The sequence below is a fragment of the Shewanella baltica genome, from assembly GCF_900456975.1.
Lineage (GTDB): Bacteria > Pseudomonadota > Gammaproteobacteria > Enterobacterales > Shewanellaceae > Shewanella > Shewanella baltica.
In genome coordinates this window covers 1,135,303-1,149,708 of sequence record NZ_UGYM01000002.1, presented here as the reverse complement: position 1 = coordinate 1,149,708, position 14,406 = coordinate 1,135,303, and the positions used below count along the sequence as shown (strand labels likewise).

At 42.0% G+C, this 14,406-nt stretch carries 14 protein-coding genes and 1 tRNA gene; 12 read left to right on the top strand and 3 right to left on the bottom strand.

The features are described 5' to 3' along the window. Nucleotides 1-426 carry a flagella synthesis protein FlgN gene (locus DYH48_RS05160; RefSeq protein ID WP_006082434.1) on the top strand — a complete coding sequence of 142 codons (426 nt, stop codon included), beginning with the start codon at nt 1-3 and terminating at the stop codon, nt 424-426. Nucleotides 427-568: 142 nt separating this feature from the next. Here DYH48_RS05160 and DYH48_RS05155 read toward each other — a convergent pair whose 3' ends face one another. After that, nucleotides 569-1,018 carry an LPP20 family lipoprotein gene (locus DYH48_RS05155; RefSeq protein WP_006085649.1) on the bottom strand — a complete coding sequence of 150 codons (450 nt, stop codon included), beginning with the start codon at nt 1,016-1,018 and terminating at the stop codon, nt 569-571. Continuing rightward, nucleotides 1,015-1,647 carry a FlgO family outer membrane protein gene (locus DYH48_RS05150; protein WP_006085650.1) on the bottom strand — a complete coding sequence of 211 codons (633 nt, stop codon included), beginning with the start codon at nt 1,645-1,647 and terminating at the stop codon, nt 1,015-1,017. The genes DYH48_RS05155 and DYH48_RS05150 overlap by 4 nt, the downstream gene beginning before the upstream one ends. Before the next feature lie 279 nt (nt 1,648-1,926). On the opposite strand from DYH48_RS05150, the gene DYH48_RS05145 reads away from it, so the two are divergent. The 11 genes from DYH48_RS05145 to DYH48_RS05095 all read left to right on the top strand — a co-directional run bounded on the left by DYH48_RS05145 (nt 1,927) and on the right by DYH48_RS05095 (nt 11,918). After that, entirely contained in the window at nt 1,927-3,093 is a 1,167-nt protein-coding gene (locus tag DYH48_RS05145) for a flagellar assembly protein FlgT (RefSeq protein WP_115334210.1), read from the top strand. 55 nt (nt 3,094-3,148) lie between these two features. After that, nucleotides 3,149-3,224, top strand: a tRNA-Arg gene (locus DYH48_RS05140). Nucleotides 3,225-3,273: 49 nt separating this feature from the next. Next, on the top strand, nt 3,274-4,581 hold the full coding sequence (locus DYH48_RS05135; protein WP_006085653.1) for a motility associated factor glycosyltransferase family protein: 1,308 nt from the start codon (nt 3,274-3,276) through the stop codon (nt 4,579-4,581). Next, nucleotides 4,578-4,856: a hypothetical protein gene (locus DYH48_RS05130; protein WP_006085654.1), complete on the top strand. Its 279-nt coding sequence runs from the start codon at nt 4,578-4,580 to the stop codon at nt 4,854-4,856. Before DYH48_RS05135 ends, DYH48_RS05130 begins: the two co-directional genes overlap by 4 nt. A 46-nt stretch (nt 4,857-4,902) precedes the next feature. Further along, complete coding sequence (locus tag DYH48_RS05125; RefSeq protein ID WP_006085655.1) at nt 4,903-5,883, top strand: NAD-dependent 4,6-dehydratase LegB; 981 nt, start codon at nt 4,903-4,905, stop codon at nt 5,881-5,883. A 16-nt stretch (nt 5,884-5,899) separates the two neighbouring features. Further along, nucleotides 5,900-6,577 (top strand): class I SAM-dependent methyltransferase, encoded by a 678-nt coding sequence (locus DYH48_RS05120; RefSeq protein ID WP_006085656.1) that lies wholly within the window; start codon nt 5,900-5,902, stop codon nt 6,575-6,577. A 1-nt stretch (nt 6,578) separates the two neighbouring features. Then, on the top strand, nt 6,579-7,754 hold the full coding sequence (locus DYH48_RS05115; protein ID WP_012089718.1) for a LegC family aminotransferase: 1,176 nt from the start codon (nt 6,579-6,581) through the stop codon (nt 7,752-7,754). Continuing rightward, nucleotides 7,744-8,733: a GNAT family N-acetyltransferase gene (locus DYH48_RS05110; protein WP_006085658.1), complete on the top strand. Its 990-nt coding sequence runs from the start codon at nt 7,744-7,746 to the stop codon at nt 8,731-8,733. Before DYH48_RS05115 ends, DYH48_RS05110 begins: the two co-directional genes overlap by 11 nt. Nucleotides 8,734-8,741: 8 nt before the next feature. Then, entirely contained in the window at nt 8,742-9,746 is a 1,005-nt protein-coding gene (gene neuB, locus DYH48_RS05105; RefSeq protein ID WP_006085659.1) for an N-acetylneuraminate synthase, read from the top strand. Further along, complete coding sequence (gene neuC, locus DYH48_RS05100; RefSeq protein WP_006085660.1) at nt 9,743-10,912, top strand: UDP-N-acetylglucosamine 2-epimerase; 1,170 nt, start codon at nt 9,743-9,745, stop codon at nt 10,910-10,912. Before neuB ends, neuC begins: the two co-directional genes overlap by 4 nt. After that, complete coding sequence (locus DYH48_RS05095; protein WP_006085661.1) at nt 10,893-11,918, top strand: hypothetical protein; 1,026 nt, start codon at nt 10,893-10,895, stop codon at nt 11,916-11,918. The genes neuC and DYH48_RS05095 overlap by 20 nt, the downstream gene beginning before the upstream one ends. Here the strand turns inward: DYH48_RS05095 and DYH48_RS05090 are convergent. Then, nucleotides 11,915-14,395 carry a 6-hydroxymethylpterin diphosphokinase MptE-like protein gene (locus DYH48_RS05090; RefSeq protein WP_006085662.1) on the bottom strand — a complete coding sequence of 827 codons (2,481 nt, stop codon included), beginning with the start codon at nt 14,393-14,395 and terminating at the stop codon, nt 11,915-11,917. The two genes, DYH48_RS05095 and DYH48_RS05090, sit on opposite strands and share 4 nt — an antisense overlap. Nucleotides 14,396-14,406: the final 11 nt, after the last annotated feature.

Here is a 14,406-nt window from a genome sequence, read left to right as displayed (position 1 = left end):
ATGACTGAAATAGCTAAACTGGTAGATCTACAACACGCCCATTTGGCTGTTCTTAAGCAAATCATACTCAAGGAAAAAGGCGCTTTGGTTGACCAAAACGCCGATTTACTGCTTTCTCTTGCTAACGAAAAATCACAATGTCTGAAAGAACTCAAGACTAATGACGATATTCTGGCAAACCACACTGATAAGTCTCAACTCACTCAGCAAAGTGAACTCGTGCATAAAATGGCCGTTGTCAAAGACGCATTAACTGAATGCAAAGAACTGAACGATCAAAATGCCAGTTTAATTGAGATGAATTTAGCCAGCCTGAATCGCTTCGCTCAAGCTTTACAAGCTAGCAGAAACGCCTCCAGCCTTACGTATAACGATAAAGGCAAGACCTCAACTATCTCAAGTTTAGGCAATGATTTAAAGGCCTAACAGGCGCATCAATTTCCACTCTGTATTTCCCGCTTCTAAGCTCTGCTTTGATTAAAGATTAGACTTTGATACTTGTGCAGAAAAAGAAAAGCCGCATAACTACTCGCATAGTACGCGGCTCAATAGAGTCATGTAGAAATGACTAGAAATACGTGACTTCTTTCACTCGCTGTGGACGACTCTGTTGTTGATACAGCGCCCATACCTGTGAAAAATCCAGTTCTAACTCAGTGACATAATGATCGCCAGCTGGATAACTCTTAACGACCCGCGCCCCACGGATCACACCAGAAACCGACGCTTTAACATTATCGTCCGTCAACATCCAATCACTGACACTGCTGTTTGCCGTTATTTTCTGCCCATAAACTTGTTCTGCTAATTCACGATAGGCCACAATTTTTGATGCTTGCATGGCCATCAACACTCTTTGTGATTGCTCTTTAGCCGGTTGAGTCGCTAAGGGCGCATATCCTATGGCCGTTAACTTAGGAAAACTCGGCGGCGGCACATCTTCCCATTGCACATATCTATCTTTAGCAGCGCAGCCAGTTAGCATTAGCGCCGCAATAACTAAAAGGTAGCGTTTCATTTTCCATCTCCTAAAACACGGACTTCATTCATGCCTGGACTCGCCTGACGATATAAGATGCCATTTTGTGACACAATTTGCTCCGAAGGCTGCATGTAGTTTGCCAACTCTTTTTGAGTCACAAAAGTTTGAGAGGCTGATACCACACGATTGTTACTTATGTTCACAATCCGAGTATTGATCGCCATACCATTGGTAACGGGGCTCATAGTCGATACAACAAGATGCTCAACGGGAAGATTTTTCGACAATTGTTGCCAATCTCGCGTCAAAATAAAATCCCCATTAGCCGTCACTCTCAAGCCATCAGCTAAATTTAAATCCACTACATTAAACTGAAAGCTATGGAGCGACGTCATTAATCCTTGCTGTAACTGCTGCGCCAACGCATTTGTGCCATTCATGTCACCCACTAATACAGGGGTTGCGACAACAATTGGTTGATCAGAACGCAGAGCATCATTTTGCTTAACGAGCTCTGTCACAATTCGCTGTGCTAAATGGTTGATCACTGCCGTTGGCGGCAACCCATTGCCATCCACTAAACTCGGCTTGGGCGGTGTAACCGATTTAGCCACACATCCACCTAACATCAGTAATGTTAAGGGAATAATCACACGCTTTAGCATTGGATTTACCTCATCTGTGGGTGTACTGGCAATTAAATCACTCACACTCTACGCGTCTCATTTTTGTGAGTAACAAAAGCCAGCAATCTTCGGACCAAAATTGCTCCAGCCCGACAATATTATGCTCATACGCTGTATATCGACTGCGCCAATGGAAACTTTATCGAAAACTCTCGTTACTCAGGCATGAAATTTGCTTTGTCGGTATATTAGATTAAGTGTCAGGAAACTGGCTCGATTAGCAAGCTCGCCAATAGCTTAGCGATAAGGATTGTATTGATGCACATACCACGTTCAGCTTCGCTCATCATTTTGAGCCTTGCACTGCTGTCTTTGCCTACTCGGGCCGAATGGATAGAAGCCAGTGGTGAAGCGACTATTATCAATGGTAATACGGCTCAAGCAAGGGAAGAAGCAATTAATCAAGCCGTTAGCTACGCTACATTAAGCACAGGCATTCAAATCTCCAGTGAACAACAAACCTCTAACGGAAACCTTACACAGAATAACTTCGCGATAAATCGCAACGCCCAAGCCATCAGCATCCAACTCGTTAGCGAACGAATCCAGGGAAACAAAATTTATGTGTCCCTACGACTCGATCTAAATGATGATCCTACGCAGCAGTGTCCAAATGGACAATTAAAGGCCGCGATTCTAATCCCTCAAGCACAAATCAAAGATCGTACTCAGCTCAGATACGGACAGCTTTCAGGCTTTGAAGAAGTGATCTCAGAAAAATTAGGCAGTGTTATAGAAGATTACTCTTCCACAGGTTTTAGCCACACTCACGCTAAAGAGCTGCTCGATATTAAACAAGATCTAGTGGATATTCGCGGTTATCGACTCCCAAGCTGGCTCAGTGAAATTACCGACAGCCAATATATCCTCCAACCACAAATCATGGATATCTCAATGGAGCCATTGCAGCCAACCTTCCTAGGATTCTGGGATGAAGCTCCACTCAGGCAATTCCAGTTCAAACTTAGCCTTTATCATGGGATCAGTGGCGAAGAAGTCTGGAGTAAAAGCTACAGCACATCATCGCCATGGGAATTTGAAGAACAAGCCATTATTGCCCCGAATACGGACAGATTCTGGCGATCATCCTATGGCAAAAATATTACTAAGTTAATGCAACAGGCTACCCACGATTTAGACAGTACACTCAATTGCAGACCCTTACTCGGCCAAGTCGTGAGCCGCCAAGCGGACAGGATCATTTTAAATCTCGGCCGTAAACATGGCATTCGTGTTGGGGATAAATTCCAAGTCGTATTACAGCAAAACCTACCCGATCGACTCAATGAAATGCGCGCAGTCGCAACCAAAAGTCGAGCCACGGTAAAAATCGAACAAGTGAGTGAAGAAAGCTCTACAGCAGTACTTTTAGACCAAAATGCAGCCTACAATGTGCAGATAAACGACATAGCGCTTAAGATTTAAGCAACTAAATCATAAGCCTTTTAATCAGAGATAAAACCAGTATAATCACTGTCGTCTCTCTATAGCTCAACAGGATAGAGCAGCCGCCTCCTAAGCGGCCGATCGGGGTTCGAGTCCCTGTGGAGAGACCAGATAGTGATCGAACTGGCGTCTGAAATAAGCAATTCCAGAGGATGCGGAATGACCGACCTGTTCACATCAAACATTGCCATTATCGAACGTCGCTGGCCTATCGTCGCGGCAACAATTAAAAGCCAATCTATCAACCACCTAGATTCGCACCTAGTTCAAGGCCAAAACCAAACAATTAGCGTTAATGGTATTCAATTGAGCAGTCGCCATGACCGTATGGCAGAAGTGAATCTCAATATTGATCAGTTACCTTCTCATAGTCATATCGTTCATTTGTATGGCTTAGGCTTAGGCGATTTACCTCGAGAACTCTTACTTAGCTACCCGCTAGAAAAACTGAATGTAACCTTGCTTAATGTGGCGATCACTCAATTAGTGCTCAGCTATACCGATCAAACCGATTGGTTATCCAATCCTAAATGCGAATTGCATCTCGCCACACCAGAAAGTACATTAATCTTACCTTTCATTACCTCTTCAGCGGAATTGGTGTTAGCCGATGATGATGGTGCAGTGTTAAGAAATAAAATATTAATCCACTACCAGACTCTCTTTGCGGCAAGATCACATCAAACCCAAGACCCTCAAATTCTGGCGCGCTTTCAGCAAAATACAGCGCTAGTACAGCAAGACGATGATGTTTCCGAGCTTTACCTTGTACCTCGACAGCAAGTCATCGTAGTCGGTGCTGGCCCTTCTTTAGAGGCGGCGCTATCTCAGCTTGAGTGTATTTCTAAGCGTAAAAATCGGCCACTTATCATTGCCGTTGATACGGCATTAAAACCTTTATTACAAAATGGTATTAGACCGAATATAGTAGTGAGTATCGATGCAGATATTAATGAGACACATCTGTTGCCAACTCAATCGGCGGGGATCAATTTAGTCTATTTTCCAAGATTGTCATCAGAGGTACTAATACGTTGGCAGGGAAAGCGATTTGTAGCCTATGGCAAACACGCCTTATATGACAGTCTGCGAGCGATTAAGCATCATGATACTCTTTATACTGGAGGCAGTGTGCTTCACCCAGCAGTTGACCTAGCAGTAAAAATGCAAGCAAAAGAAGTGTTTTTAATTGGCTGTGATTTGAGTTTCCCCAATAATAAAACCCATACATGTTGGGCCGATGGCGAACTTAATATGCACATTGCATCGCAAGCATCGCACCAATGGGTGTTAAATAACCAAGGCAAAAAGGTAACTACCAGCCTTAGTTTCATTAGCTATATCGATGCCCTCGAAGCTTATATTAGAGTTCATCCCAACACCGTTTTTCACACGACCAGTACACTCGGCGCCAAAATTAAGGGGTGCCAACATATGGACATTAAAAACTTAAGGTCAAAGTTATGACAGTAGATGTCGATAATGTACTCATGGATTTACGTGCTGCTGCTAAGCATTTTTTACTGGCAGAAGAATCCTTCGGCGCTGAATCAATGTTACAGGTAATTGATCGACTGATTGCACTTTCTAGTCAATTGTCGCCCCAAGCACAATATACACTGAATCAACTTGTTGGACAGGCTTTCGCGGCTCAGCAACGACACGACTTAATTGGATTAGCGGATTATCTTAATGTTGAATTATACGACTTCATTCAACAATTCGACGATTCTAGAGATTAGTTGAAACGCTAGGCCCTGATGCCTCTTTCAAAAGCAAAGGATTATCATGAAAAAAGTACTAGTGACTGGAGCGGATGGGTTTATCGGCTCTCACCTTGTCGAAATGCTAGTTGCACAAGGTTATCAAGTAAGGGCACTTAGCCAATATAACTCCTTCAATTATTGGGGTTGGCTTGAAAACATTGATTGTCTCGATGAGGTTGAAGTCATTTGTGGAGATATTCGTGATCCGCACTTCTGTAAACACTTATGCAAAGATATCGATGTGATTTATCACCTTGCAGCGCTTATCGCAATTCCTTATTCCTATATAGCCCCCGATAGCTATCTTGATACCAACGCGAAAGGCACCCTCAATATTTGTCAGGCCGCACTTGAAAATAACGTTTCAAGAGTGATTCACACCTCAACTAGTGAAGTCTACGGCACAGCTAAATACGTCCCCATTGATGAACAACACCCTCTGCAGCCACAGTCACCTTATAGTGCCTCAAAAATGGCGGCAGATGCGATGGCAATGAGTTTTCACAATAGCTTTGAGTTACCGCTCACTATCGCTCGACCATTTAATACTTATGGTCCGAGGCAATCGGCACGAGCTGTGATCCCGACGATTATTAGCCAAATTGCTGCGGGAGCGACACAAATCAAGTTAGGCGATATCTCCCCTACCCGTGATTTCAACTACGTGTTAGATACTTGCCGTGGCTTCATCGCATTGGCGGCGCATGACAATTGCATCGGTGAAACGCTCAATATCTCGTCCAATTATGAAATATCAATTGAAGACACTCTGAACATTATCAAGCAAAACATGCATAGTGATGTGGAATTCATTACGGACGACGCACGCTTAAGACCTCAACAATCTGAAGTGTTCAGATTATGGGGAGATAATAGTAAAATCAAAACACTAACTGGATACCAACCTCAATTCGACATTCACATAGGATTGAAAGAAACCATTACTTGGTTCACCGAACCAGCTAATCTGAGCAAATATAAGTCTACTATTTACAATAGATAATAGGAGTGTGGCATCAATGACGGCATCATGGGATCCAGTATGGGAAACAGTATTCACAACCCAAGCTTGGGGAAAATACCCAGGTGAAGACTTAATTCGATTTGTTGCCCGTAACTTCTATAAAGCGCCAAACCGAATCAACGTCGAATTACTTGAAGTCGGATTTGGTACTGGGGCAAATTTATGGTTTATTGCCAGAGAAGGATTCACAGTTCATGGTGTAGAAGGCTCCCCTTCGGCATTGAACATGGCGATTGAGCGACTCAATCGAGAAGTACCTGATTGGAATGGAGATTTATGTCAAGGCGATATGCTCAATCTTGACTATCCCGACAATCGCTTTGACGCGGTTATTGATAATGAGGCTATTTATGCGAACAGTTTCGAACATGCGCAAACAATGTATAAAGAAGCTCACCGAGTGTTAAAACCAGGTGGACTAATGTTCAGCCGTATGTTCACAGATGAAACCACGGGATATGGGACAGGGCAGCAAGTTGGCCCCCATGCATTTATGGTTGATACCGGGCCCATGGCTGGCAAAGGATACACTCGATTTACCACAAGAGAATGCTTAACTACCTTATTTTCACCATTCACATTAGTCGAATTACAATTAATTAGTCGCGAAAATGATCATGGAGAAAAAGTGAGTGAATGGATTGCCATTGGTCAAAAAAACATGGTTGAATAGCATGAAGACATCATCCATTGATCACACCATCAAATTTATCCGTGAACTTTACAACATCAATGGAATCTTGCCGTTGCATGCCCCCTATTTTGACAGTGATGAAATCAATATGGTCACTGATACGATACACAGTACATTTGTATCGAGTGTCGGAAAGTACGTCGATCAATTTGAGGGATTAGTCCAAGAATACACCCAAGCTGGTGCAGCAGTGGCAACTGTTAATGGCACGGCTGCGCTTCACGCTGGCTTATTTTTAGCAGGGGTCAAACAAGGTGACTTAGTGATCAGCCAGTCACTCACATTTGTCGCAACATGCAATGCAATTCATCATTTAGGTGCCCAGCCACTGTTTATCGACGTTTCATTATCACATTTGAGTCTCTGCCCTGTCTCACTCGACAACTATTTAACTGACCACGCTCAAGTGACAGACAATAATGAGTGCCGTCATAAGTTGACAGGAAAAATCATCAGAGCCATGGTTCCCATGCATACATTTGGACATCCGGCAGACCTCGATGCATTAGTCGCTTTGGCCCAGAAGTGGTGCATTACCTTAGTGGAAGACGCTGCGGAAAGTTTAGGCTCATTTTATAAAGGCAAACATACAGGTACCTTAGGTAAATATGGTTGTATTAGTTTTAATGGTAATAAAATCATTACGACAGGCGGTGGCGGCATGATTTTATGCCAAACCTCGTCCGAGGGCATTTCAGCTAAACACATTACAACAACTGCAAAACAGCCCCACTCTTTTGAGTTTTACCACGATGAAGCCGCATTTAATTACCGAATGCCCAATTTAAATGCGGCACTAGGATGCGCGCAAATGAACAAGCTCAATCGGTTCCTTGTGCAAAAAAGAGCCATAGCCAATCAATATGAGGTTTTTTTTGCCAACACTGAATATCAATTTATTAAGGAACCACCGGAGTGCAGCTCTAACTATTGGCTAAACGCTATATTGCTGCCGGATCCAGCACAAAAAAGCACATTTCTTGAGCAAACAAATCAAGCTGGCGTCATGACAAGGCCTGTTTGGCAGTTAATGCACACATTACCCATGTATTCAAATTCGCCTAAAGGACCACAAAGTAATGCCGAATGGCTTTCGCAACGACTGATTAATTTACCCAGCAGCCCACAAGCAAAAGCAAAAAAATATGGATGCTAACACTCTGATTAAAGACATCTACTATCAAGATGCATATGCCAAGCTTTACCTTAATGCCATAGACTCACTGAGCCACTTTGAATATAGTGAAGGCAACCAATGGTTTAGGTGTTTAAGTATTAAACGCCCCATTCCTCACACTCTTGAAGTTGGACTTGAAGACCCACTCTTTGATTTAGAAACGCCCTATGGGTATGGTGGGCCTGTCACCAACAGTGATAACATCAACTTCATCCGCCGCGCAATGCAACATTACCGTACTGATTGCCAAGCCAACCATATTGTGTGTGAATTTATTCGTTTTCATCCACATAACCCACTTGCAACGAACGCTAGCTTGTTTGATTTTCATCTCCAAGAACGTCGGGTCGTTAGCGTCAATCTGCTCGCAGATGAACAACTGCGCTGGCAAGGCTACTCGAAGACAACTCGTAATATTATTCGTAAATGCCAACAGAAACTAACGTTAGATGACAACATCAGTGTGGATGAGTTCATCACTCTCTACCGTCAAACTATGGACAAAAATAACGCTGAACCCTTTTTTTATTTTCCCCGAGCCTATTTTGAAACCCTTAGACAACAGAGTCACTGTCAGCTTTTAGGCGTTCGAACATTAGATGGGGCGTTAATCTCAGCGGGCTTTTTTTTCCACATAGGACCCCTTGCCCACTATCACTTATCAGCCAACAACTTGGAACGGCAACACGAAAATGGCAATTACTATTTGCTTGAGCAGGCCTTTATTTGCGCAAAAGCGGCTGGTTGCAAAAGTATGATCCTCGGTGGCGGAAGAACATCAGCAGAAGATGACAGCTTATTTAGATTTAAAGCTAAGTTTTCAAAAGATATTTTACCTTTTTACATTGCCGGATTAGACTTTAACCCTGAGCAACGACAACGGCTCAACGATGCATGGCAAGCGCGTCATCCTGATTTGAACCTTCATCGATTTCAAAAGTATCGGCTGATACCCTAGGATATTTAATGACGAACAAAACCTTCATCATTGCCGAAGCTGGCGTTAATCATAATGGTGATATTCAGCTGGCAAAGGCACTTATCGACGCAGCGGTAGCCGCTGGAGTGGATTGCGTTAAATTCCAGACATGGAAAACAGAGCTATTAGTCACGCAAAAAGCCGAGATGGCACAGTATCAAATTGAAAATACGAAAGAGAACATATCCCAATTTGATATGCTCAAAGCACTAGAATTAAGCTATCCAGATTTTGTTGAACTCAAAGCCTATTGCGAGCAACGTAGCATTATATTCATGTCAACGCCTGATGAAACTGAAAGTGCCACCTTTTTAAATGGCCTGCAAAATCAATTTAAAATTGGTTCGGGCGAGCTTACCAACCTCCCCTTTTTAGCGCATATTGCCAGCTTTGGTAAGCCTGTGATCCTTTCTACAGGAATGAGTAACTTAAGCGAAATAGAACTGGCTCTGGAAGTACTGCAACAACACGGTATTTCGTTAGAGATGATCACCGTCTTACACGCAACAACGCAATATCCAACCCCAATGGATGAAGTGAATTTATCGGCAATGAATACCATTAAACATGCATTTCCTGGTATTAAAGTGGGCTATTCCGATCACACATTAGGAATTGAAATTCCGATTGCAGCGGTTGCACTTGGCGCAACCATTATCGAGAAGCATTTTACGTTAGATAAGCACATGATAGGACCGGATCATAAAGCAAGTCTCGAACCACCTGAGTTAAAGCAAATGGTCAATGCTATACGAAATTTAGAAGTCGCGCTGGGTAACGGCCAAAAGATTCCTAGTAAAAGTGAAATAGATAACAAACGGATCGTGCGTAAAAGTATTGTCGCAGCCAAGGTCATAAAGAAGGGGGCAATACTAACCGAAGATGCATTAACTATTATGCGTCCAGGCACAGGGTTACCTCCGAGTCGCTGGAATGAAGTGATTGGTTCAGCAGCTAAAGTTGATTATGCGGAGGGGGATCTTATCCAATGAGTCGTAAAATATGTGTCGTGTCAGCGACTAGAGCCGAATATGGACTGTTAAAACCCCTGCTAACGGCTATACACTATGATGTTGATTTGATATTGCAACTTGTTGTTACAGGGACACATCTTTCACCTGAATTTGGGTATACCCTCAAAGAAATCCAAAAAGATCCCTATCCAATTGCAAAAAAAATTGAAATTTTACTCTCATCCGACTCAGCCGTTGGCGTTAGCAAAAGCATGGGATTGGCCCAAATATCCTTTGCAGAAGCCTTCGATGACCTACGTCCAGATCTCGTCCTAGTGTTAGGGGACAGGTATGAATTATTACCAATTGTATTAGCTGCGAATATTGCACACATCCCCGTAGCACACCTTAGTGGTGGCGAGCTAACAGAAGGCGTTATGGACGAATTGTTTCGCCATGCCATAACGAAATTGGCTCACCTGCACTTTGCCGCCATAGAAGACTACCGCCAAAGGATCATTCAGATGGGGGAGCATCCCAGCAGAGTGTTCACAGTTGGAGAAGCTGGCTTAGATAATATTCGCGAAATGACCTTGATGAATAAAGCGGAAATTGAAGAGAGCTTGCAATGCCCGTTAAAGTCCAAAAACTTAATCATCACCTATCATCCCGATAGTCACGATAATCTAGAGGCCATTAAACAATCATTCCGTACGATACTGGCAGCACTTGATACGCTTGAGGATACACTACTCATCTTTACGAAAGCCAATAGTGATATTGGTGGCCGGCTCATCAATGAGCTTATTGATGAGTATGTTTCGTTAAATCCACGCAAATCTCTTGGATTTACCTCTCTGGGGCAAAGAAGATATCTGTCTTTACTTCAATATGTCGATGCTGTGGTCGGTAACTCATCCAGTGGTATTGTCGAAACACCGTCATTTAAGTTACCGAGCATCAATATTGGTCCTCGACAGCAAGGTCGGATCCGTGCGAACAGTACTATCGATGTGGAATGTGAAACACAAGCGTTAACCACTGCTCTTTCTACAATTTACAATGAGGCATTTTTAGCAACGATCAAACAGACTCAAAATCCTTACGATCAAGGTGGAAGTTCTCTCAAGATTAAAGAGATAATCAAGCAGTTTGATCTCAGTAATCTAGAAATGAAACGCTTTTATGACTTACCCAAACATTAAACCCATCGGTGGAGAGGCTGAATATGAGGCGACTCACTTTGAGGCGATCACCCAAACAGGGCGTTCATCGCTACGATTGATCATTGAAAGTGCCAAGTTACAAGGTAAACACATTGCCTTGCCTGATTATCTTTGCAAGATTATCGTTGATATTTTTAAAGAGTATCAATCAATTATTCACTTTTACCCAATAACTCAAGATTTATCACCCGATTTTAGCGCTCTAACAGAACAATTTGATGTGTTATACATCATCAATTACTTTGGAATGGATTTTGGAAAAAGGTTAACACTGCCACTCAAGGATGGGCACACTGTCATCATCGATGATGTTTTTTATCCGATACCACGCATGATAGAAACTGCCACCGCATGCTATGCGTTTAACAGTCTGAGAAAAATATCAAAACTTGCTGATGGCAGCCTTATTATGGCTAATAGACCTTTACAGCTGGAACTAATCACCAGCGCAACAGATTCTCAATTTTCAGCGCAAAAATACTCAGCAAAAGCCTTGAAACATCAATTCATTCATCAACACATAAAGCCGCAAATACATTTATCTGAGCTGCAATATCTCGCTGAATTTAAACAAGCCGAACAGCTGCTCGATAGCCAAAAAAGCATCGTTGCGGCCTCAATGCAGAGTCAAATAATGGCTATGAGATTTTATAGACAATTACAAGATAATGCACAGACTAGGCAACAAAACTACTTGTGTCTTAAACATCTGCTAACAAAGAAATTAGTGCCCATTGATACTGACTTTTATTCATTTGCGGTGTTCAAACATACACAAAAAAACGAGTTAAAACAGTTTCTTGCTAGCCAAAGCATCTACCTCCCGACGCATTGGCCCGTGTTAGAAAACGATTCACTGAAGGCAATCAATGCTATTAGTGTTAATTGGCTATCAATTCCACTCGATACTCGCTATACAGTTCAGGACATGGAACGATTATCAAAAGTCATATTAGACTTTGACCAACGCTCACCTTGTTTCTAAGCTAATTTTCCAATCTGCAGTAGCATTGTTGCTGCTAGCTTATTTTGCGGCTCAACATCCAATACATAATCACATGCAATTTGTGCAGACTCTATCGCACCTAGCTCAAAGAAAATTTTCGCTAACGCCATCCACGCTTGGGTATCATCTCCGAAAAGAGTCAAATACTGGTTATAAGCATCGATAGCAGCCATTGGCTCATCGGTTAGATACTGCAAATGCGCTAACTTAATAAAGTATCTCGGAGAGAATGCACATAACTCTCTTAAACCGACGATGGCCTCAGCGAAGCGCTTTTCCCCAAGCTCTATTCCCACAATATGATTAAGCGCATACATACGATGACTATCGACATTAGTTTGCTGAAAATGAGCTAGTGCTTCATTATTATCATCTAACAGCACATAAATATAACCAGATAACAGATGAGCTAAAGAGTCTTTAGCCACATCATTCTGAGGCTGTAACGATAAACTAAGTGCAAGCTTCTTCAACCCATTTAAATCTCGTTTTGCGAAAAGCTGCGTAGCCTTATGCTCAACCCCATCAACACTGGCTCTTTTTGCGATAAATTGAGCATGCTCGGTGTCATTTGAATTAATCACGGCATGATACTCGGAAAATACCCGCTCAAAGCTTTGTTGAGTAGCAAGGGACTGTTCTGCTAAAGGATGTTTTTGTGCCCAAATATAAGCTCGCCCAAGCTGTTTATCTCGTATCCAAGCGGAAAAAATCAATTCAAAATCTGGATGAATTTTCATTTCTTCTTTACGAGATAGCACACGATCAATACTCGCATCGATTAGCTTTAACAGTTTTTTTGCACTTTTCTTATACGCTTGATAATAAAGGTCACCGCTTTTTTCTAACTTAGCATCATCCCAATGGTCAATTGAACTAGGATCCATATACTCCACAAAATAACTAAGCCCATAGGTTTTAAGCAGCCGTGCAAGATACGCAAAATTTTTATCTAGCTTGCTCTGGATCTTATTTAATTTAACTGTAATGCGATCCTTTTGATGTTGATCTTTACTGCCATACAACTTCTTATTAGCCAATATTCCTTCATTGGCGAGTAATATTATTTTCTTCAGATCATTTTGAACCTTAGACAGCTCTTTAAAGACCATATTACTATCTTGATATCTATTTTCCTCGGTAAAACTATGGCAGTAATCATGCATTTTTTGCTTGGCACTATCAGGAAAACCAACAATTTCAACATCCTTGATATTTTGATAATTCACACCCTTTATTTTGGCTGCATTCAACGCAAGATTGATAATTTCGAATTTATCATCTGGCTGTTCAGCAATCATAATTTCAAATTGCTCACGGGCAGAGGCCAATGGAAATGATGTTTCAGCCATCTCATTTGCATTGGTTTCGACCCACAATCCATCAGCAGTAAGTAAAGGACCTTGAGCTGTTTCAATACTGCCTTTTGCATGTGTATAACCTTCCTTAGAAAAGCACAGATCCACACCCGCAAATAAAATTTTAGAGCAACCAATTCCTAACGTAAATGACAAAGCAGAATTGGTCACTGTTGGCCCTGCTGAATAAAAGTTTTCACCATTATTGGGTGTTTTCCATGGGAAACGTAAACCAAGATAAAGATTTGGCCCCCGCCACTGCGCTAATAACTTTGAAACAACATGATATGAATTTACAAATACGACGGAAGGCGGAAACTCCAACATCTCCTTGCTGACATCAAAACTATCATCGAAAGGATCGACTGATACAAACACATCAGGGATTAAATCAACTTCTCGTAGGCGTTTGGCAATCCTTGATACCGCGATAACGACCAGTCGTTCGCGATACTCAATGACCCAAGGAAGTACCTCATCTAATGATGGACCACCAGCTAGAATAATGGCCGTGCACCCTGAAAATACATCTTTGAGCGGCATCGCGGAAAGATAATTTTCAGAGATATTTTGTAGCTGGCGCACGATAAAGTTTTCACTACCTAGCGTAACGCGATTTAAATAGGAAAGCTGCTCTAAACTGGCATGCACTTTAAACTTTAGCGCATGATAATCATCCAAGTATTCATATCTAGCGCCTAATGAGTCAAAAAAACGTAATTTATTTTTATAGATGAATTGCGCTATTTCCGAACGCTTTACCGCCGATTCCCACTCATCGGATCCATAGATGTAAATATTGGAATCTTCTTCAATAAAGCAGTTTGTGTTAACAGCTCCCACCAAAGACTGTAATTCAACAAATATATACACTGAATTATCTTGCTTACGGTGTTGCCTAACATAATCAACCAGCAATCCAGAGTCAGTCCCAATAATGACATTAAATGTATCATCGCCCCATAATGCTTCATGATAGTGTGCCTTGAAAACACTGTGTGAATCGTACCGGTCAAAACTGATTTGATTGACAGGATATAAATATCTCTCACCAAAAGCATTAGTTGAGAAATCTAATTTTCCTTCAGAGGGGGTCATTATATTATCCT

What these genes read in the sequence shown, in the direction of transcription:
- DYH48_RS05120 (WP_006085656.1), top strand. Translation starts at nt 5,900, where the DNA reads ATGACGGCATCATGGGATCCAGTATGGGAAACAGTATTCACAACCCAA.
- DYH48_RS05095 (WP_006085661.1), top strand. Translation starts at nt 10,893, where the DNA reads ATGACTTACCCAAACATTAAACCCATCGGTGGAGAGGCTGAATATGAG.
- DYH48_RS05155 (WP_006085649.1), bottom strand. Translation starts at nt 1,018, where the DNA reads ATGAAACGCTACCTTTTAGTTATTGCGGCGCTAATGCTAACTGGCTGC.
- DYH48_RS05130 (WP_006085654.1), top strand. Translation starts at nt 4,578, where the DNA reads ATGACAGTAGATGTCGATAATGTACTCATGGATTTACGTGCTGCTGCT.
- DYH48_RS05090 (WP_006085662.1), bottom strand. Translation starts at nt 14,395, where the DNA reads ATGACCCCCTCTGAAGGAAAATTAGATTTCTCAACTAATGCTTTTGGT.
- DYH48_RS05110 (WP_006085658.1), top strand. Translation starts at nt 7,744, where the DNA reads ATGGATGCTAACACTCTGATTAAAGACATCTACTATCAAGATGCATAT.
- DYH48_RS05125 (WP_006085655.1), top strand. Translation starts at nt 4,903, where the DNA reads ATGAAAAAAGTACTAGTGACTGGAGCGGATGGGTTTATCGGCTCTCAC.
- DYH48_RS05150 (WP_006085650.1), bottom strand. Translation starts at nt 1,647, where the DNA reads ATGCTAAAGCGTGTGATTATTCCCTTAACATTACTGATGTTAGGTGGA.
- neuC (WP_006085660.1), top strand. Translation starts at nt 9,743, where the DNA reads ATGAGTCGTAAAATATGTGTCGTGTCAGCGACTAGAGCCGAATATGGA.
- DYH48_RS05115 (WP_012089718.1), top strand. Translation starts at nt 6,579, where the DNA reads ATGAAGACATCATCCATTGATCACACCATCAAATTTATCCGTGAACTT.
- DYH48_RS05160 (WP_006082434.1), top strand. Translation starts at nt 1, where the DNA reads ATGACTGAAATAGCTAAACTGGTAGATCTACAACACGCCCATTTGGCT.
- DYH48_RS05135 (WP_006085653.1), top strand. Translation starts at nt 3,274, where the DNA reads ATGACCGACCTGTTCACATCAAACATTGCCATTATCGAACGTCGCTGG.
- DYH48_RS05145 (WP_115334210.1), top strand. Translation starts at nt 1,927, where the DNA reads ATGCACATACCACGTTCAGCTTCGCTCATCATTTTGAGCCTTGCACTG.
- neuB (WP_006085659.1), top strand. Translation starts at nt 8,742, where the DNA reads ATGACGAACAAAACCTTCATCATTGCCGAAGCTGGCGTTAATCATAAT.